Here is a 19711-nt window from a genome sequence, read left to right as displayed (position 1 = left end):
GGTTCAAAAGTGCCACTATGCACCTGTGACAAAGTGTGGCGCTTTGCCGCATCGCTGCAGCGAGGCGCCCGGCTTCGGTATACTCCAGCCGATTTTCTGGAGCACTCATCAGGAGAGCTCATGCTCGCTGCCGTACAACCGTTGTCCGCTACCCGTCAGAACCTCTGGCGCCTGACTGTCATCCGCGTGCTGGTCCTGGCTGCCCAGGCAGGCTCCGTGGGCGTCGCCTACTGGACCGACCTGCTGCCCCTGCCGTGGTTTTCGCTGGCGGCGACGCTGGCCCTGTCGTCGATCCTGTGCGCGTTCACCGCATTGCGCCTGCGCCTGTCGCTGCCCGTCACCGAACTGGAATATGCGCTGCAGCTTGCCTGTGACCTGCTGATCCACAGTGCCTTGCTGTATTACTCCGGCGGTTCGACCAACCCGTTCGTTTCTTATTACCTGGTGCCGCTGGCCATTGCTGCGGTGACCTTGCCGTGGCTCTATTCGCTGATTCTCTCGGGCATTGCCCTGACCGCCTACAGCCTGCTGCTGGTGCAGTTCTACCCGCTTGAGGGGCTGCCGATGGCGCGGGACAAGATGCAGGTCTACGGCATGTGGCTGAGCATCGCCCTGGCGGCTGCGGTGATCACCTTCTTTGCCGCGCGCATGGCCGAAGAGCTGCGACGCCAGGAGCAACTGCGGTCCGAGCGCCGCGAAGAGAGCCTGCGCGATGAGCAGTTGCTGGCCGTGGCCACCCAGGCCGCTGGCGCTGCCCATGAGCTGGGTACTCCGCTGGCGACCATGAGCGTGCTGCTCAACGAAATGCGCCAGGACCACCCCGACCCGCTGTTGCAGGAAGACCTGCAGATCCTTCAGGACCAGGTCAAACTGTGCAAGGAAACCTTGCAGCAACTGGTGCGTGCCGCCGAGGCCAACCGCCGCCTGGCCATGGTCGAGCAGGACGTCACTGCCTGGCTGGACGAGGCGCTCAACCGTTGGCACCTGATGCGGCCCGAGGCCAGCTACCGCTTCCAGCGGCTCAGAGACGGCCAGGTACCGCGCCTAACGCCGCCGCCTGACCTGACCCAGGCCCTGCTGAACCTGTTGAACAATGCAGCCGACGCGTGCCCGGACGATCTTGAGGTGCGCCTGGACTGGGATGCCCAGGACATTGTCATCAGTATCCGTGACCATGGCCCCGGTGTACCCCCGTCTATCGCCGAAGCGATTGGCAAACCCTTTATTACCACCAAGGGCAAAGGCTTCGGCCTGGGCCTGTTCTTGAGCAAGGCCAGCGTGACGCGTGCGGGCGGTTCGGTGAAACTCTATAGTCATGAGCAGGGTGGCACCCTGACCGAACTGCGCCTGCCCCATGGCAAGCGAGGAGATGAATGATGAGCGAAGAATCCCAGGTTGAAAGCGAAGAGCTGCCGCACCTGCTGCTGGTGGATGACGATGCCACCTTTACCCGAGTCATGGCGCGCGCCATGAGCCGTCGGGGCTTTCGCGTGAGCACCGCAGGCTCCGCCGAGGAGGGGCTGATCCTGGCCCAGCAGGACTTGCCGGACTACGCCACGCTGGACCTGAAGATGGAAGGCGACTCGGGGCTTGTGCTGCTGCCCAAGCTGCTGGAGCTGGACCCGGAGATGCGCGTGGTGATCCTGACGGGTTACTCCAGCATCGCCACGGCGGTGGAGGCGGTCAAGCGCGGTGCCTGCAATTACCTGTGCAAGCCGGCCGATGCTGACGATGTACTCGCTGCTCTGCTGTCCGAGCATGCCGACCTGGACGCCTTGGTGCCGGAAAACCCGATGTCGGTCGACCGCCTGCAGTGGGAGCACATCCAGCGCGTGCTGACCGAGCACGAGGGCAATATCTCGGCAACGGCGCGTGCGCTGGGCATGCACCGGCGGACCTTGCAGCGCAAACTGCAGAAGCGGCCGGTTCGGCGCTGAATCGGCGTTGACCCTTTCGCGGGGCAAGCCCGCTCCCACAGAAAAGCGCCGCACAAACCGGCGACAGTGTTCTTGTGGGAGCAACTGTCTTCTTGTGGAAGCTGGCCTTGCCGGCGATGGGGCGCGTAGCGCCCCAGGCCCGGCTGTGCCGGGCATCGCCAGCAAGGCTTGCTCCTACGAATGAGCTATTTGCTCCTTCCAGGGCGTTCCGGTCTTGAGCATCGCATTTAGCCTCACTATCAATACTCGCATACACGCCACCACCGATACTTTCGCGCACTTCCCCTGGGCTCGCAGTGCTTTGTAGCGCTCGCAGAAGTCCTTGTTGTGCCGTATCACCACCCAGCAGGCCATATAGAGCGCCCGCCTGACTTGTGAGCGTCCCCCCCAGATTGAACGCTTGCCCGACTGCTTGCCGCTGTCCTGGTTGAACGGCGCAACACCGACCAAGGCGGCAATTTCCTTCTTATCCACCTGGCCCAGCTCTGGCAGCAAGGCCATCAGCTTTCCGGCAGTAATCAGACCAATTCCTTTGACTTGAGTGAGCTGTTTAACCCGATCATCAGGCAAAGCTGCTGCCTGCTGTGCGATCTCTTGTTCCAGCGCTCGAATTTCACCCTTCAGATAGGCGATGTGTTGTTCCAACCGCAAACAAACACTGGGAGCCCGCGCCTGCTTCAGGCGCCGCTTGTCATCGTCGCGCTGTTGGACGAAGCGATCCCGCTGCATAAGCAGTTCGCGCAGCAAAGCCCGCTCGGGTGTCATCACCTGGCAAGGCCGTGGGGGCATAACTTCAGCCAGGTGAGCCAAAACAGCTGCGTCAATGGGATCGGTCTTGGCGCGTTTACCCATCGACTTGGCAAAGTCCCGGGCACGACTGGGATTGATCCGGCAAACCGGAAAATCGGCATCCTGCAGCGCTTTGAGGACATTGCACTCGTAGCCACCGGTAGCTTCGAGCAAGACCATTGAAATTGCATACTCGCCAAGCTTTTCGACGAGCAGTTGGAATCCCTTCAAGTCATTGGAAACACTGAAGTTCACCCCCTCAGGACGGATGTGAACAGCAAGTGTGGCACTGGAAACATCGATGCCGACAGAGGAAGACATGGCCAAACCCTCTTAAACTCAAGGAGTGAGAGCGCTTTGGCTTGGCCCACGCTTGTGATTCGAGATTACGCCCCTCATCCAACTGTTCGGGCTCTCGCCAAAGTGGAACGGTGAATGGCAGCTTTTGCTCCCACACGTGCTCTGGGCACCTCGGGCTATCAGCTTGCCATTCACCGCTCTCACTTCAGATTCTATTCCCTCTCCAAGACACAAGCGGGCTTGCCCCGCGAAAGGGCCTTACCTGTCGGAGACTTCCCTTAATCACACCCCGATCCCCGCAACTCGCAGCCGTTGACGTATCATTAGCCCCCTGACGGCAACTCCCTGCAGGATCGCTTGCGCATGCTCGCCCTTCTTATCCAGACGCTGAACATCACGGCACCAGTCTTCGCCATGTTGTTCATGGGCGTACTGCTCAAACGCATCCACCTGATCGACGACAACTTCAACCGTGTTGCGTCGCAGCTGGTATTCAATGTCTGCATGCCGGCCCTGCTGTTCCTGGGCATCTATCACGCCGACCTGGCAACAGCGGTCAAACCTGGCGTGCTCCTGTATTTCGTCGTTGCCACCCTGGTCGGTTTCGGCGTGGCCTGGGGCTTGGCCATCTGGCGTTGCCCGCCAGCGGATCGCGGCATCTACACCCAAGGCGCGTTTCGCGGCAACAACGGCGTGATCGGCCTGGCCCTGGCCGCCAGCTTGTACGGCGACTACGGTATCTCGTTAGGCGCGGTGCTGGCAGGCCTGGTGATCCTCCTGTACAACTCGCTGTCTGCGGTGGTGCTGGCGGTGTACAGCCCGGACCTCAAGTCCGACCCGTGGAGTATCTGCAAGAGCATCTTCAGCAACCCGTTGATCATCAGCGTGCTGGTGGCGACACCCATGGCCTATGGGCAGGTGCCGTTGCCCAACTGGTTGCTCACCTCGGGCGACTACCTGGCGCAGATGACCCTGCCGCTGGCGCTGATGTGCATCGGTGGCACCTTGTCACTGGCGGCGCTGCGTGACAGTGGCAGGCTGGCCATCGATGCCAGCCTGGTGAAGATGGTCTGGTTGCCGCTGGTCGGCACGTTGGGTGCCTGGCTCTGCGGTTTTCGCGGTGCCGAGTTGGGCATCCTGTTCCTGTACATCGGCAGCCCCACAGCGGCGGCCAGCTACGTCATGGCGCGGGCGGCCAACGGCAACCATGAATTGGCGGCATCGATCATCGTGATCACTACGCTAATGGCGGCGATCACCACCAATATCGGTATTTTCATATTGCAGTGGGGCGGATGGATCTAGATCCTTGACTGCAAATAACAGCAATAACACTGCCTCACTGAGCTAAAGGACACTTCATGCAAGACCAGAGCACGCCCGAGCGTTTGCAGCGAGGGTTGAAGAACCGCCATATCCAGCTGATCGCGCTGGGTGGGGCCATCGGCACCGGGCTGTTCCTGGGCATCGCCCAGACCATTCAGCTGGCTGGCCCCTCCGTTTTGCTGGGCTACGCCATTGCCGGCCTGATGGCTTTCTTCATCATGCGCCAGCTTGGCGAAATGGTGGTCGAAGAGCCGGTCGCCGGCAGCTTCAGCCACTTCGCTCACCAGTACTGGAGCGAGTTCGCAGGTTTTGTCTCGGGCTGGAACTATTGGGTGGTGTATGTGCTGGTGGGCATGGCCGAGCTGACGGCCGTGGGCATCTATGTGCAGTACTGGTGGCCAGACTTCCCCACCTGGGCGACGGCGGCGATCTTCTTCGTGGTGATCAATCTCATCAACCTGACGCAGGTGAAGGTCTACGGTGAGATGGAGTTCTGGTTCGCCTTGATCAAGGTGGTGGCCATCGTCAGCATGATCGGCTTTGGTGCCTGGCTGCTGAGCAGTGGCCATGGCGGCCCGGATGCCAGCGTGGCCAACCTGTGGCAGTACGGCGGCTTCTTCCCGAATGGGGTTACCGGGCTGGTCATGGCCCTGGCGGTGATCATGTTCTCCTTCGGCGGGCTGGAGCTGGTGGGTATTACCGCAGCCGAGGCGGACAACCCGCGCCAGAGCATTCCCAAAGCCACCAACCAGGTGGTCTACCGCATCCTGATTTTCTACATCGGTGCCTTGGCGGTGCTGTTGTCGCTGTACCCGTGGCAGAAGGTGGTGCAGGGGGGCAGCCCGTTCGTGATGATCTTCCACGAGCTGGACAGCGACCTGGTGGCGACCATCCTCAACATCGTGGTGCTGACGGCTGCGTTGTCGGTCTACAACAGCTGCGTGTACGCCAACAGCCGCATGCTGTTCGGCCTGGCCAGCCAGGGCGATGCGCCGCGTCAGTTGCTCAAGGTCAGCCGCAGTGGCGTACCGCTGACGGCGCTGGGTGTTTCGGCGTTCGCCACGGGCATGTGCGTACTGATCAACTATTTGATGCCGGGTGAAGCCTTCGGCTTGCTGATGGCCCTGGCGGTGTCGGCGCTGGTGATCAACTGGGCGAGCATCAGTATCACCCACCTCAAGTTCCGCAAAGCCAAGCTGGCGGCGGGCATTGCGCCGTTCTACCAGAGCTGGGGGCACCCGGTGACCAACTACCTGTGCCTGGCGTTCATCGTGCTGATTCTGGTGGTGATGTACCTGACGCCGCCGATTCGCATCTCGGTGATGCTGATTCCGGGCTGGATTGCGGTGCTGTGGGTGGCGTTCCGCTTGAAGAAGGCTCGGCAGGCCAGGGGCTAAGGCGTACCCTAGCGCCCTCTACCGACCTCAGTGCTGCCGCCGCCAGGCGCGCACGGTGGTGTACAGCAACACCACCGCGAGCACTGGCAGTGCGTAGAACAGCATGAGCCGCTCCAGGCGGCCGGCCAAGGGCATGCCGGTGGTAAAGGCCACCACGTGCAGCCCATAGGCCAGGTACAGGCAGAGAAACACCAGGCCTTCGGCGCGGGTGATTCGGTAGCCCGAATAGAACACCGGCAGGCTCAAGACGGCGACGCCCAGCATCACGGGCAGGTCGAAGGCCAGTGCGTTGGGTGAGATCGACAGCGGTTCAGGGGTGATCAGTGCGGTCAGGCCCAGCACACCCAGCAGGTTGAACAGGTTGCTGCCGATTACCGTGCCCACGGCGATTTCCCGCTCGCCACGAAGGGCGGCGATCATCGCGGCGGCCAGCTCTGGCAGTGACGTGCACACCGCGACCACGGTCAGGCCGATGATGCGTTCGGACAGGCCCAGGTCGGTGGCCACCTCGACGGCGGCCTCCAGCAGCAGGTGCCCGGCCAGGCTCAATAGACCCAGGCCGAGGGCAATCTGCAGCAGCGTGCCTGACCAGAAGCGTGCGCCACTGATCGTGATGCCGCTGGGGGCAGGGTAGGTGCGGGCGTAATGACGCGATTGATGCCAGAGCATCGCCAGATAGCCCAGCAGCGCCAGCAACAGCAGCAAACCCGCCCAGCGGCTCAAGTGGCCATTGGCGGCAAGCGCGTACACCAGTGCGCTGGCGACGATCATCAGGGGAAGGTCCAGGCGCACCAGCTGGCGTGATACGCGCAGCGGGATGATCAGCGCGGCCAGGCCGAGAATCACCAACACGTTGAAGATGTTGCTGCCGATCACACTGCCGACCGCGACATCCGGTGCCCCCTGATAGGCGGCCTGCAGGCTCACGGTGAGCTGCGGTGCGGTGCTGCCGAAGGCCACCAGGCTCAGGCCGATGATGAGAGGGCGCACGTGCAAGCGCAGGGCCAGGCGCAGGGCCATGCGTACCAGCAGCTCGGCACCGCAGACCAGCAGCAGTAAGGCGACGCCCAGTTGCAGGAGGCTGAAGGTGGGAAGGGTGGCCAGGTCGAAAATGGTCGGGGCTCCAGTCGGTCAGTCGCTCAGACCTTGTACCCGGACGCGCGCCGTTCCGCTACGGAGCATGCCGATTTTTTCTGCTGCAGCGCGTGACAGGTCGATCAGTCGGCCACGTGTGTGCGGGCCGCGGTCGTTGATGCGCACCACCACGCTGCGTTGGTTGGCGAGGTTGGTGACCAGCACGCGGCTGCCGAACGGCAGGCTGCGGTGGGCGGCGGTAAGGCCGTGCTGGTTGAAGGGCTCGCCACTGGCGGTGCGTTTGCCGTGGTGACGGGAGCCGTAATAGGACGCGGTGCCGGTCTTGTCGTAACCGCGGGGGTCGATATCGTGGCTGGCACAGCCGGCCAGCAGGGAGAAAAGAGCGAGGGTGCTGAGGGATCGTTTTAGCAAGTCTGATGCTCCGGTGCTGCCATTGGGGCCGCTGCGCGGCCCTTCGCGGGGCAAGCCCGCTCCCACAGGTATTTCACTGGCTTTGAAGCTGTGGAATAGCTGCCATTGGGGCCGCTGTGCGGCCCTTCGCGGGGCAAGCCCGCTCCCACAGGTATTTCACTGGCTTTGAAGCTGTGGAATACCTGTGGGAGCGGGCTTGCCCCGCGAACGAGGGCGCAGCCCTCGCCGCATTTTTCAGCTCAACCTTCGAGCTTGGCCTTGAGCAATTGGTTCACTTGCCCAGGGTTGGCCTTGCCCTTCGACGCCTTCATCGCCTGGCCGACAAAGAAGCCAAACATCTTGCCGCGCTTGGCCTCGTCGGCGGCGCGGTACTGTTCGACCTGCTCGGCGTTGGCTGCCAGCATCTCGTCGAGCATCTTCTCGATTGCACCGGTATCGGTAACCTGTTTCAGGCCTTTGCTCTCGATGATGCTGTCGGCATCGCCTTCACCGGCGGCCATGGCCTCGAACACGGTCTTGGCAATCTTGCCACTGATGGTGTTGTCGCGAATACGCAGCAACATGCCACCAAGCTGCTCTGCGCTCACCGGCGCCTGGTCGATCTCGATGCCCAGCTTGTTCAGCAGGCTGCCCAGCTCGACCATGACCCAGTTGGCTGCCAGCTTGGCATCGCCACCGATTTTCACCACTTCTTCGAAGTAGTTCGCCTGTTCGCGGCTGGAGGCCAGCACGTTGGCGTCGTAGGCCGACAGGCCGTACTGGCTCTGGAAGCGTTCGACCTTCTGTGGCGGCAGCTCCGGCAGGCCGGCGCGGATGGTTTCGAGGAAGCTGTCCTCGATGACCACCGGCAGCAGGTCCGGGTCGGGGAAGTAACGGTAGTCGTTGGCTTCCTCCTTGCTGCGCATGGAACGGGTCTCGTCCTTGTTCGGGTCGTACAGGCGGGTTTCCTGGATGACCTTGCCGCCGTCCTCGATCAGGTCGATCTGGCGCTGGATCTCGCTGTTGATCGCACGTTCGATGAAGCGGAACGAGTTGACGTTCTTGATCTCGCAGCGGGTACCGAACTCGGTTTGGCCTTTGGGCCGGATCGACACGTTGCAGTCGCAACGCAGCGAACCTTCGGCCATGTTGCCGTCGCAGATGCCCAGGTAGCGCACCAGGGCGTGGATGGCCTTGACGTAGGCCACGGCCTCCTTGGCGCTGCGCATGTCCGGCTCGGAGACGATTTCCAGCAGTGGCGTGCCGGCACGGTTCAGGTCGATGCCGGTGGAGCCGCTGAAGTCTTCGTGCAGGCTCTTGCCGGCGTCTTCTTCCAAGTGCGCACGGGTTACCCCGATGCGCTTGATGGTGCCGTCTTCCAGGGCGATGTCCAGGTGGCCCTTGCCGACGATCGGCAACTCCATCTGGCTGATCTGGTAGCCCTTGGGCAGGTCGGGGTAGAAGTAGTTCTTGCGCGCGAACACGTTGCGCTTGCCGATCTCGGCATCGATCGCCAGGCCGAACATGCAGGCCATGCGCACGGCTTCCTGGTTCAGCACCGGCAGTACACCGGGCATGCCCAGATCAACCAGGCTGGCCTGGGTGTTCGGCTCGGAGCCGAAGGTGGTGGCGCTGCCGGAGAAGATCTTCGACTGGGTGGCGAGCTGAGTATGAATTTCCAGCCCGATCACAACTTCCCATTGCATGTGTGAACTCCTCAGAAGCCGTTGGGGGCACGGGTGTGCCAGTCGGTCACTTGCTGGTAGCGGTGCGCGACGTTGAGCAGGCGGCCTTCCTGGAAGTATGGCGCCAGCAGCTGCACGCCGACCGGCAGGCCATCGACAAAGCCAGCAGGCATCGACAGGCCCGGCAGGCCCGCCAGGTTGGCGGTGATGGTGTACACGTCTTCAAGGTAGGCGGCGACTGGGTCGCTGCTCTTGGCACCAAGCTTCCAGGCCGGGTTAGGCGTGGTCGGGCCGAGGATCAGGTCGACGCCTTCGAAGGCGGCCATGAAGTCGTTTTTGATCAGGCGGCGGATCTGCTGCGCCTTCACGTAGTAGGCGTCGTAGTAGCCGGCCGACAGGGCGTAGGTGCCGACCATGATGCGGCGCTGCACTTCGGCGCCGAAGCCTTCGCCACGGGAACGCTTGTACAGGTCGGTCAGGTCTTTCGGGTCTTCGCAGCGGTAGCCAAAGCGCACGCCGTCGAAACGCGACAGGTTGGAGGAGGCTTCAGCCGGCGCGATCACGTAGTACGCCGGGATGGCGTGCTGCATGTTCGGCAGGCTGATTTCCTTGACCACGGCGCCGAGCTTTTCCAGCTCCTTGACGCTGGCTTGCACCCGCTCAGCGATGCGTGGGTCGAGGCCGGCGCCGAAGTATTCCTTCGGCAGGCCGATGCGCAGACCTTGCAGCGAGGCGTTGAGGTTGGCGCTGTAGTCCGGCACCGGCTCTTCGATGCTGGTGGAGTCCTTGGCGTCGAAACCGGCCATGCCTTGCAGCAGCAGCGCGCAGTCTTCAGCGGTGCGGGCCAGGGGGCCGCCCTGGTCGAGGCTGGAGGCGTAAGCGATCATGCCCCAGCGCGAAACACGACCGTACGTCGGTTTTAGGCCGGTGAGGTTGGTCAGCGCTGCCGGCTGTCGGATCGAGCCGCCAGTGTCGGTGCCGGTGGCGGCCGGCAGCAGGCGACCGGCGACTGCCGCAGCCGAGCCACCCGACGAGCCGCCAGGGACGTGCTCGAGGTTCCACGGGTTCTTCACCGGGCCATAGTGGCTGGATTCGTTGGCCGAACCCATGGCGAATTCGTCCATGTTGGTCTTGCCCAGGGTGACCATGCCGGCTTCGGCCAGCTTGGCGACCACGGTGGCGTCATACGGCGCCTTGAAGTTGTCGAGCATCTTCGAGCCGCAGCTGGTGCGTACGCCGTTGGTGCAGAACAGGTCTTTGTGGGCGATGGGGGCGCCCAGCAGTGCACCGCTCTCGCCTGCGGCGCGACGGGCGTCAGCGGCACGGGCCTGGCTTAGGGCCAGCTCCTCGGTGACGCTGATGAAGCTGTTGATTTGTGGGTCGAGCTGTTTGATGCGCGCCAGCAGGGCGCCGGTCAGCTCTTCGGAGGAAAACGACTTGTCGGCGAGTCCGCGGGCGATCTCGGCCAGGGTCAATTGATGCATGGCAGGCTCTATCCCTTACTCGATGACTTTGGGAACCAGGTACAGACCGCTTTCGGTCGAGGGTGCGATGGCCTGATAGGCCTCGCGCTGGTTGCGTTCGGTGACCTGGTCAGGACGCAGTCGCTGGCTGGCCTCCAGGGGGTGGGCCAGGGGCTCGATGCCCGTGGTGTCGACCGCTTGCATCTGGTCGACCAGCCCGAGAATGCTGTTCAGTGCATCGGTAATACGTGGCAGTTCGCCATCATTCAGCCCCAGACGGGCCAGATGGGCGATCTTTTCCACGTCGCAGCGTTCAAGCGCCATGGGGATCTCCAAGGGAAACAAAGAACGGAATTAGGGTCCGTGATGAGGAACATGTCGGCATTCTGGCGGTCATACGGCCGCGATCATCTGCTGGCGTGCTCGGAAAAACGACCAATTTAACATATTGGCTCCTTGCCCAAAATCCCTGCCATTGTTAGAGTTTGCCGCACTTTTTTACCCACGCTTTCCCCAGGGTCACTTTCCCATGTTCAAGAAACTGCGTGGCATGTTTTCCAGCGATCTTTCCATCGACCTGGGTACTGCCAACACCCTTATTTACGTGCGTGAGCGCGGTATCGTCCTGAATGAGCCCTCGGTTGTTGCCATCCGTACCCATGGCAATCAGAAAAGCGTCGTCGCCGTCGGTACCGAAGCCAAACGCATGCTGGGCCGTACGCCTGGCAACATTGCTGCCATTCGTCCGATGAAGGACGGCGTCATTGCCGACTTCAGCGTTTGTGAAAAAATGTTGCAGTATTTCATCAACAAGGTTCACGAAAACAGCTTCCTGCAGCCCAGCCCACGCGTGCTGATCTGTGTGCCGTGCAAGTCGACCCAGGTAGAGCGCCGCGCGATTCGCGAGTCGGCCCTGGGTGCCGGTGCCCGTGAAGTGTTCCTGATCGAAGAGCCAATGGCCGCCGCCATCGGTGCCGGCCTGCCGGTCGAAGAGGCCCGTGGCTCGATGGTCGTCGATATCGGTGGTGGTACCACTGAAATCGCCCTGATCTCGTTGAACGGCGTGGTCTACGCCGAATCCGTCCGCGTCGGCGGCGACCGTTTCGACGAAGCCATCGTCACCTACGTGCGCCGCAACTACGGCAGCTTGATCGGCGAATCCACTGCCGAACGTATCAAGCAGGAAATCGGCACCGCCTACCCGGGCGGCGAAGTGCGCGAAGTCGATGTCCGTGGCCGTAACCTGGCCGAGGGCGTGCCGCGTGCCTTCACCCTGAACTCCAACGAAGTCCTCGAAGCCCTGCAGGAATCCCTGGCGACCATCGTCCAGGCGGTCAAGAGCGCCCTGGAGCAATCGCCACCGGAGCTGGCCTCCGACATCGCCGAGCGCGGCCTGGTGCTGACCGGTGGTGGCGCACTGCTGCGCGACCTCGACAAACTGCTGGCCCAGGAAACCGGCCTGCCGGTGATCGTCGCCGAGGACCCGCTGACCTGTGTCGCCCGTGGCGGCGGTCGCGCCCTGGAGATGATGGACAAGCACGCGATGGACCTGCTCTCCAGCGAGTGATACCCGCTGCATCTGAGCGCCCGGTTTACAGGTAGCACGCGCAGTGCTACCTGTATGCGCTGGGCTGGCGTCCGTTCGGGCGTCGTTTCCGTCAACCCGCAACCAGGCTGGTGCGTTGTCCCATGTCCAATGACCTCCTGAGTCGTCCACGAGGAACGGCCCATTAAACCGCTTTTCTCCAAGGGCCCTTCGCTGGGCGTTCGCCTGCTCGTATTGGTAGTGCTGTCGGTCGCGCTGATGGTGGTCGACGCGCGCTTTGACATGCTCAAGCCCGTGCGCAGCCAGATGGGCATGGTGCTGATGGAGTCGTACTGGATCACCGACCTGCCACAGCGCATGTGGCAAGGTGTGGCCGGCCAGTTCGGCAGCCGTACCGAACTGATCGCTGAAAACGAGAAGCTCAAGACCGAGGCCCTGCTGTTGCAGGGGCGCCTGCAGAAGCTGGCGGCCCTGACCGAGCAGAACGTGCGCTTGCGTGAGTTGCTCAATTCTTCGGCCCTGGTCAACGAGAAGGTCGAAGTGGCCGAGCTGATCGGCGTCGACCCCAACCCGTTCACCCACCGCATCCTGATCAACAAGGGTGAGCGCGATGGCGTGTTCCTTGGCCAGCCGGTGCTCGATGCCCGTGGCCTGATGGGCCAGGTGGTCGAATTGATGCCCTACACCTCGCGGGTATTGTTGCTGACCGACACCACCCACAGCATTCCGGTGCAGGTCAACCGCAACGGCCTGCGCGCCATCGCCAGCGGTACCGGTAATCCGGAGCGCCTGGAGCTGCGCCATGTGGCCGACACCGCCGACATCAAAGAAGGCGACCTGCTGGTCAGCTCCGGCATGGGCCAGCGCTTCCCGGCCGGTTACCCGGTGGCCACGGTCAACGAAGTGATTCACGACTCCGGCCAGCCGTTTGCCATTGTCCGCGCCATCCCCACTGCCGCACTCAACCGCAGCCGCTACATGCTGCTGGTGTTCAGTGACCGGCGCAGCCCGGAGCAGCGCGCCACGGACGCTGCGATTGCGCAGGAAGAGGCCGATCGCAAGGGCACGTCGATCGCTGCTCAGCCTGGCGCCAATGGCGTGCCAGGCGTCCCAGCTGCCACGGCACCTGCCTCTGTCGCCCCTGCCACGCCGCCCGCTGCTGCACCTGTAGCGCCAGCGGCACCCGTTGTACCGGCGGCAGTGCCCGCCCAACCCCGGAGGCAATGATGGCTGCATCACGCCGCAACAACGGCTGGGTCATCTGGCTGACTTTCGCCATTGGCCTGTTGCTCAGCGTCTCGCCGATGCCCCAGTTCATGGAAGTGTTCCGGCCCATGTGGCTGGCGTTGCTGGTGTCGTTCTGGACGCTCGCGGTGCCGAGCAAGGTCGGCATGACCACGGCCTTCGTGCTGGGGCTGGCCGAGGATGTGCTGTATGGCACGTTGCTCGGGCAGAATGCGTTGATCCTGACCTTGATCACCTTCCTGGTGTTGTCCCTGCAGCAGCGCCTGCGCATGTTCCCCATGTGGCAGCAGAGCCTGGTGATCTTGGTGATCTTCGGCATTGCCCAGTTGATCCAGCTGTGGCTCAGCGCGCTGACCGGCAACCGCCTGCCGACCCTGGCGCTGGTGTGGTCGGCGGTTATCAGCGCCTTGCTCTGGCCATGGATCAGTTTTGCCCTGCGCGACCTGCGCCGACGCTTGCATATAAATTGACGGCGTTGCCGCGACTGACAGGGAGATGTCTACATGAACCCGCTTTACCTGGCCTCTGGCTCGCCACGTCGTCGTGAATTGCTGACCCAGATCGGCGTACCGTTCACCACGCTCAGCGCCCCCATTGATGAAACGCCGCTCGCCGCTGAAGGCGCTCAAGCCTATGTCGAGCGCCTTGCCCGGGCCAAGGCGCAGGCTGGCCTTGCCGGCCTCCAGGGCCCGGCTGTGGTGCTTGGCGCAGACACGGCGGTGGTCCTCGATGGTCGTATTCTCGGAAAACCGGAAAACCGCGAACATGCCTTGGCCATGCTGGCTGAGCTGTCTGGCCGCGAGCATCAGGTGCTGACCGCTGTCGCCCTGAGCGACGGCGTGCGTACGCAAAGCCTGTGCGTCTCCAGCAGCGTGCGCTTTCGCGCCATCAGTGCCGATGAAGCAGCACGCTACTGGGCCAGCGGCGAACCTGCGGACAAAGCCGGTGGCTATGCGATCCAGGGGTTGGGCGCGGTGTTTGTCACCGGCCTGACAGGCAGTTACTCCGCCGTGGTCGGTTTGCCGCTGAGCGAAACCGCCGAACTGCTCGCTGCGTTCGGCATCGCCTGCTGGCAACTGCCCGCGTGTTCTCCAGAGGTAACAAAGCAGCGGTAGCCAGCGCTGCCTGCGCGATCCATCATTATCCAAGACCTTTGACGAGAGCCTGCCATGAGTGAAGAGATCCTGATCAACATCACCCCGATGGAGTCACGTGTGGCGGTGGTGGAAAACGGGGTGCTGCAGGAAGTGCACGTCGAACGCACCCTGCGTCGTGGCATCGTCGGCAATATCTACAAGGGCAAGGTGGTGCGCGTGCTGCCGGGCATGCAGGCGGCGTTCGTCGACATCGGCCTGGAACGGGCCGCGTTCATCCATGCCTCGGAGATCTCCCAGCGTGAAGGCTCGGCGGTAGAGAACATCACTGCGCTGGTGCATGAAGGCCAAGCCCTGGTGGTGCAGGTGACCAAGGACCCGATCGGCACCAAGGGCGCTCGCCTGACCACCCAGCTGTCGATCCCTTCGCGCTACCTGGTGTACATGCCGCGCAGTAGCCATGTGGGTATTTCCCTGAAGATCGAAGACGAAGCCGAGCGTGACCGCCTCAAACAGGTGGTCAGCAGCTGCATGGACAGCGAGAACATCAAGGACGCTGGCGGCTTCATCCTGCGCACTGCCGCCGAGGGCGCCCGTGCCGAAGAGATCCTGCAAGACATTCGTTACCTGCGCCGCCTGTGGGAGCAGATCGGCAGCCAGATCCAGAGCTGCGGCGCGCCCACGGTGATCTACGAAGACCTCGGGCTGGCCCTGCGTACCCTGCGCGACCTGGTCAATCCGAAGATCGAGAAAATCCGCATCGACTCGCGGGAAACGTTCCAGAAAACCACGCAGTTCGTCGGCGAATTGATGCCGGAGATTGCCGACCGCCTAGAGCATTACCCAGGCGAGCGGCCGATCTTTGACCTGTACGGTGTCGAAGACGAGATCCAGCGCGCCCTGGAGCGCAAGGTGCCGCTCAAGTCCGGTGGCTATCTGGTGGTCGACCCCGCTGAAGCGATGACCACCATCGACGTCAACACCGGTGCCTTCGTCGGCCATCGCAACCTTGAAGAGACCATCTTCAAGACCAACCTTGAGGCCGCCACCGCCATTGCCCGGCAACTGCGCCTGCGCAACATCGGCGGCATCATCATCATCGACTTCATCGACATGGAAGATGAAGAGCATCAGCGCCAGGTGCTGCGCACCCTGGAAAAACAGCTCGAACGTGATCACGCCAAGACCAACATCATCGGCATCACCGAGCTGGGCCTGGTGCAGATGACCCGCAAGCGCACGCGCGAGAGCCTCGAACAGGTGCTGTGCGAACCCTGCCTGGCGTGCCAGGGCCGTGGCAAGCTGAAAACACCCGAGACCATCTGCTACGAAATCTTCCGTGAGATCCTCCGCGAGGCCCGTGCCTACCAGGCCGAGGGCTACCGCGTGCTGGCCAACCAGAAGGTGGTCGATCGGCTGCTAGACGAGGAGTCCGGCAACGTGGCGGAGCTTGAAACCTTCATCGGTCGAACTATTCGCTTCCAGGTCGAGTCGATGTACTCGCAGGAACAATACGATGTGGTGCTGCTCTGAGGCATTCCAAAACGCATCACAGGATGGTCGGGCTGGCAAAACCGGTACTTGGGGCCATCATGGATAAACGACCTGGAGGGCCATGGCCATGGGACGTCTGAACCGCGTTCTTGTCGCCTTGACCCGCTGGGGGTTGGGCTTGTGCGCACTGCTGTCGGTTCTGGTGGCGCTGTATGTCAGCCTCGGCCGGCAACTGGTGCCGCTGGTGGCCGAATACCGCGCCGATGTCCAAAGCAAGGCCGAGCAGGCGCTGGGCCTGCCGGTGCATGTCGGTGCTTTGGAGGGGCGTTGGAGCGGGCTGGCGCCGGTGTTGCGCGTGCGCGACCTGCAAGTGGGCGAAGGCGCCACCGCCTTGCGCCTGGACGACGTCAAGCTGGTGCCGGACCTCTGGGCCAGCCTGACCTCCCGCCAGGTACGTCTGGCCCGTATTCAACTGGGCGGCTTGCAACTGATCCTGCGCGAAGACGCCCAAGGCGCCTGGAACCTCGAAGGCCTGCCGAAGAAGGACGATGCCCCGCTCGACCCCGCCGAGTTGTTGCAGCGTTTGCGCCAACTGGGGCGTATCGATGTCTTCGACAGCCAGGTTACCTTGCACCCCTGGCAGCGCGACCCTTTGACCTTGACCTATGTGAGCGCGGGCCTGCAGGCCGGTGCTTCGCGTCAGGCCCTGGACCTGCGCGCAACCCTGCCTGACGGCCAGCCCCTGGCATTGAACCTGCGCAGCCGCGCGTCGGCCGAAGCCTGGCGCGACGGTGAGGTTGCAGCCTACCTGAGCCTGCCACAGAGTGATTGGGCACGCTGGCTGCCGCCGCGCCTGCTAGGCCAGTGGCATGCCGAGGCGCTGCGTGCGGGTGGCGAGTTCTGGGTCGATTGGCGCAAAGGCCAATTGCAACAAGCGGTGGTCCGGCTCAATGCTCCCCAGCTTAAAGGTGCCTATGCCGAGCGCAAGGCCGCCACCCTGGACAACCTGGCGCTGGCCGCCTGGTTCCAGCGCAACGAACAAGGTTTTGACGTGGTGGTCGATTCCCTGGCCATGAATATCGGCAAGACCCGATGGGAATCCCACCTTCAGTTGCGTCAGCGCCCAGGCCAGAATCCCGCGGAAGAGCGCTGGGAAGTGCAGGCCGACCGCCTCGACCTCACCCCTTTGACCCCGGTGATCGATGCCCTGGCGCCGCTGCCGGACAACCTCATGGCGGTGGTCGATGGCCTGAAGGTCACCGGTGCGCTGCGCAACGTACGCCTGGAGGCGCGGCCCAAGGCCGAGGGCGACCAGCGTCTGCAATTTGCCGCCAACCTGGAAAAGGTCGGTTTCAATGCCTATCACGGTGCCCCGGCGGCCGGTAACGTCAGTGGCAGCATCAGTGGCGACCTGGGCCATGGAGAACTGCGGCTCGATACTGACGCCTTCATGCTGCACCTGTACCCGATTTTCGCCAAACCTTGGCATTACCTGCAGGCCAATGCCCGCCTGACCTGGGCCCTCGACAAGGAAGGCTTCACCCTCGTCGCGCCCTACCTCAAGGTGCTGGGCGAGGAGGGCAAGATCGCCGGTGACTTCCTTATCCGCCTGCTGTTCGAAGAGGGCCGCGAGGACTACATGGACCTGCGGGTCGGCTTGACCGACGGCGATGGTCGCTACACGGCTAAGTACTTGCCCGAAGTGCTGAGCCCGGCCCTCGACGAATGGCTGCGCAGTGCGATCGTCAAGGGCACCGTGGATGAGGGCTACTTCCAGTACCAGGGTTCGCTGAACCACGGCGCCGCCCCGCAGGCCCGCAGTATCAGCCTGTTCTTCAAGGTGCGCGATGCGGCGCTGGACTTCCAGCCCGGCTGGCCGCAAGTGCAGCAGGTTGATGGCGATGTGCTGATTGAGGACAGCGGTGTGCGCATCAAGGCCCACCATGGCCTGTTGCTCGACACCAAGGTCAGTGACGTCAGTGTCGATATCCCCCACGTCGACGGCGACCAGCACAGCCACCTGTACCTCGATGGCGATTTCGACGGCAGCCTGGGTGATGGCCTGAAAATTCTCAAGGAAGCCCCGATTGGCACGGGCGAAATCTTCGCTGGCTGGGAGGGCGAGGGCCCGCTCAAGGGCAAGGTCAAGCTCGATATCCCCCTGGCACACGGGGAGCGGCCCAAGGTTGAGGTGGCGTTCGCCACCGCTGACGCCCGCCTCAAGGTGGCCCCCCCGAGCCTGGAACTGAGCCGCCTGAAGGGGGACTTCAACTTCGATTTCGACAAGGGCCTGAGCGGCAAGGGCATCAGCCTGCAGGCATTCGGCAAGCCGGTAACCGCACAGATCGTCGCCGAGGGCGGGCCTGGGCAGATGCAGACCCGGATCAACGCCAATGGCCAGGTTGCGTTGAAAGCGCTGACCGACTGGCTGCAGTTCAAGCAGGCGTTGCCTGCCTCGGGCGAGCTGCCCTATCAGTTGCAGGTCAACCTGGGTAGCCGGGACAACAGCCTCAGCGTCAACTCGTCGCTCAAGGGCTTGGCCATCGACTTGCCGGCACCTTTCGGCAAGGCCGCGGCGGATACCCGCGACAGCCGTTTCAGCATGAACCTCGAAGGCCAGGAGCGGCGTTTCGACGCCAGCTATGCCGGCCTTGCGCGCTTCGCCTATGCCGCGCCCGCCGACAAACTGGCCCAAGGCCGTGGTGAGCTGCTGCTGGGTGCAGGCCAGGCGCAAGTGCCGGCGTGCCAGGGGCTGCGGGTGCGCGGTCGCCTGGAAACCCTGGACCTCGCGCCTTGGCAGGCGCAAATGGCCAGCCTGGGCGGCGATGACCCCGGAGGCAGTGCCCGGCAGAACCTGCAAAGCGTTGACCTGAGCATTGGTCAGCTCAAGGCCTTCGGCATGGACCTGAACCAGGCGGTGGTGCGCCTGGCCCGTGGTGGCCCGGCGTGGGACCTGCGCCTGGACAGCAAGGAAGTCATCGGCAATGCGCGCGTGCCTGACGCCAAGGCCGCGCCTATGTCGGTTCGCTTGCAGACCTTGCGCCTGCCGGCGGCCGACCCGGCCCAGGCGCAGGCCGAGGAGGGGCCCGACCCGCTGGCATCGTTCGACCCCCGCAAGGTGCCTGCCCTGGACCTGACCATTGACAAGCTTTATCGCGGCGACGATTTGTTCGGTAGTGCATCGATCAAGCTGCGCCCGACCGCACGTGGCGTTTCGGCAGATGATATCGACCTTGATTTCAAAGGCCTGCGTATTGACGGCGGGGGTGGCTGGGAAGGCGAGCCAGGCAGCAGCAGCAGTTGGTACAAAGGGCGCCTGGACGGCAAGAATCTGGCCGATGTGCTCAAGGCCTGGGGCTTCGCGCCTACCGTGACCAGCCGCGATTTCCGCCTGGATGTCGATGGCCGCTGGCCGGGGTCGCCTGCCTGGGTGGGCCTGAACCGCTTCTCCGGGAGCATGGACGCCGCATTGCGTACCGGCCAGTTCGTCGAGGTCGAGGGCAGTGCCCAGGCCTTGCGTGTGTTCGGCCTGCTCAACTTCAACTCCATTGGCCGCCGCCTGCGCCTGGACTTCTCCGACCTGTTCGACAAAGGCCTTGCCTATGACCGGGTCAAGGGCCTACTGGTGGCCAGCAATGGTGTGTACGTGACCCGCGAGCCGATTACCGTAACCGGCCCTTCGAGCAATTTTGAGCTCGACGGCACCCTGGACCTGGTCCGTGACCGGGTGGATGCCAACTTGCAGGTTAGTCTGCCGGTGACCAACAACCTGCCCCTGGCGGCGTTGATCGTCGGGGCGCCAGCGGTGGGGGGCGCGCTGTTTCTGGTCGATCGGTTGATCGGTGACCGGGTATCGCGCTTTGCCAGTGTGCACTACCGCGTCGAAGGGCCGTGGAAAGAGCCTAGAATCACATTTGTGAAACCTTTCGAGAAATCGCGCTAGGAGTCTC

Annotated in this window: 16 protein-coding genes; 10 read left to right on the top strand and 6 right to left on the bottom strand. The window is 63.2% G+C overall.

Going from position 1 to position 19711, the window contains the following annotated elements:
- The first annotated feature begins 120 nt into the window (after window positions 1-120).
- Both OGV19_RS19125 and OGV19_RS19120 read left to right on the top strand, forming a co-directional pair.
- Window positions 121-1377, top strand: a complete 1257-nt coding sequence (locus tag OGV19_RS19125) for an ATP-binding protein (RefSeq protein ID WP_264310179.1) — start codon at window positions 121-123, stop codon at window positions 1375-1377.
- Entirely contained in the window at window positions 1377-1937 is a 561-nt protein-coding gene (locus OGV19_RS19120) for a response regulator transcription factor (RefSeq protein ID WP_264310178.1), read from the top strand. Before OGV19_RS19125 ends, OGV19_RS19120 begins: the two co-directional genes overlap by 1 nt.
- Window positions 1938-2111: 174 nt before the next feature.
- Here the strand turns inward: OGV19_RS19120 and OGV19_RS19115 are convergent, their stop codons facing one another.
- On the bottom strand, window positions 2112-3047 hold the full coding sequence (locus OGV19_RS19115) for an IS110 family transposase (RefSeq protein ID WP_264309880.1): 936 nt from the start codon (window positions 3045-3047) through the stop codon (window positions 2112-2114).
- A 342-nt stretch (window positions 3048-3389) separates the two neighbouring features.
- On the opposite strand from OGV19_RS19115, the gene OGV19_RS19110 reads away from it, so the two are divergent.
- Complete coding sequence (locus OGV19_RS19110; RefSeq protein ID WP_264310177.1) at window positions 3390-4331, top strand: AEC family transporter; 942 nt, start codon at window positions 3390-3392, stop codon at window positions 4329-4331.
- 56 nt (window positions 4332-4387) lie between these two features.
- Window positions 4388-5749, top strand: a complete 1362-nt coding sequence (locus tag OGV19_RS19105; protein WP_264310176.1) for an amino acid permease — start codon at window positions 4388-4390, stop codon at window positions 5747-5749.
- Window positions 5750-5776: 27 nt separating this feature from the next.
- On the opposite strand, the gene OGV19_RS19100 is transcribed toward OGV19_RS19105, so the two are convergent.
- From OGV19_RS19100 to gatC, 5 genes are all read right to left on the bottom strand, one after another.
- Window positions 5777-6820, bottom strand: a complete 1044-nt coding sequence (locus tag OGV19_RS19100; protein ID WP_264313975.1) for a calcium/sodium antiporter — start codon at window positions 6818-6820, stop codon at window positions 5777-5779.
- A 60-nt stretch (window positions 6821-6880) separates the two neighbouring features.
- Window positions 6881-7255, bottom strand: a complete 375-nt coding sequence (locus tag OGV19_RS19095; protein WP_264310175.1) for a septal ring lytic transglycosylase RlpA family protein — start codon at window positions 7253-7255, stop codon at window positions 6881-6883.
- Between the two features lie 239 nt (window positions 7256-7494).
- Complete coding sequence (gatB, locus tag OGV19_RS19090) at window positions 7495-8940, bottom strand: Asp-tRNA(Asn)/Glu-tRNA(Gln) amidotransferase subunit GatB (RefSeq protein ID WP_264310174.1); 1446 nt, start codon at window positions 8938-8940, stop codon at window positions 7495-7497.
- A gap of 11 nt (window positions 8941-8951) precedes the next feature.
- Window positions 8952-10403, bottom strand: coding sequence for an Asp-tRNA(Asn)/Glu-tRNA(Gln) amidotransferase subunit GatA (gene gatA, locus OGV19_RS19085; RefSeq protein ID WP_264310173.1), 1452 nt, complete (start codon window positions 10401-10403; stop codon window positions 8952-8954).
- Window positions 10404-10418: 15 nt separating this feature from the next.
- Entirely contained in the window at window positions 10419-10706 is a 288-nt protein-coding gene (gene gatC, locus OGV19_RS19080; protein ID WP_264310172.1) for an Asp-tRNA(Asn)/Glu-tRNA(Gln) amidotransferase subunit GatC, read from the bottom strand.
- 205 nt (window positions 10707-10911) lie between these two features.
- On the opposite strand from gatC, the gene mreB reads away from it, so the two are divergent.
- The 6 genes from mreB (at window position 10912) to OGV19_RS19050 (ending at window position 19704) form a co-directional block, all read left to right on the top strand.
- The gene (mreB, locus tag OGV19_RS19075; RefSeq protein ID WP_003255163.1) at window positions 10912-11949 is read left to right on the top strand and encodes a rod shape-determining protein MreB; all 1038 of its coding nucleotides are present in this window, start codon (window positions 10912-10914) and stop codon (window positions 11947-11949) included.
- Between the two features lie 192 nt (window positions 11950-12141).
- On the top strand, window positions 12142-13155 hold the full coding sequence (gene mreC, locus OGV19_RS19070; protein WP_413470143.1) for a rod shape-determining protein MreC: 1014 nt from the start codon (window positions 12142-12144) through the stop codon (window positions 13153-13155).
- Window positions 13155-13643: a rod shape-determining protein MreD gene (gene mreD / locus OGV19_RS19065; protein WP_019473693.1), complete on the top strand. Its 489-nt coding sequence runs from the start codon at window positions 13155-13157 to the stop codon at window positions 13641-13643. The genes mreC and mreD overlap by 1 nt, the downstream gene beginning before the upstream one ends.
- A 33-nt stretch (window positions 13644-13676) precedes the next feature.
- Entirely contained in the window at window positions 13677-14288 is a 612-nt protein-coding gene (locus OGV19_RS19060) for a Maf family protein (protein WP_264310171.1), read from the top strand.
- 54 nt (window positions 14289-14342) lie between these two features.
- Window positions 14343-15800: a ribonuclease G gene (gene rng, locus OGV19_RS19055; RefSeq protein ID WP_027595592.1), complete on the top strand. Its 1458-nt coding sequence runs from the start codon at window positions 14343-14345 to the stop codon at window positions 15798-15800.
- An 82-nt stretch (window positions 15801-15882) separates the two neighbouring features.
- Complete coding sequence (locus OGV19_RS19050) at window positions 15883-19704, top strand: YhdP family protein (protein ID WP_264310170.1); 3822 nt, start codon at window positions 15883-15885, stop codon at window positions 19702-19704.
- Window positions 19705-19711 lie beyond the last annotated feature (7 nt).

This window comes from Pseudomonas putida, from assembly GCF_025905425.1.
In the GTDB taxonomy this organism is placed as follows: domain Bacteria; phylum Pseudomonadota; class Gammaproteobacteria; order Pseudomonadales; family Pseudomonadaceae; genus Aquipseudomonas; species Aquipseudomonas putida_AF.
This window is presented reverse-complemented; position numbering and strand designations above follow the sequence as displayed.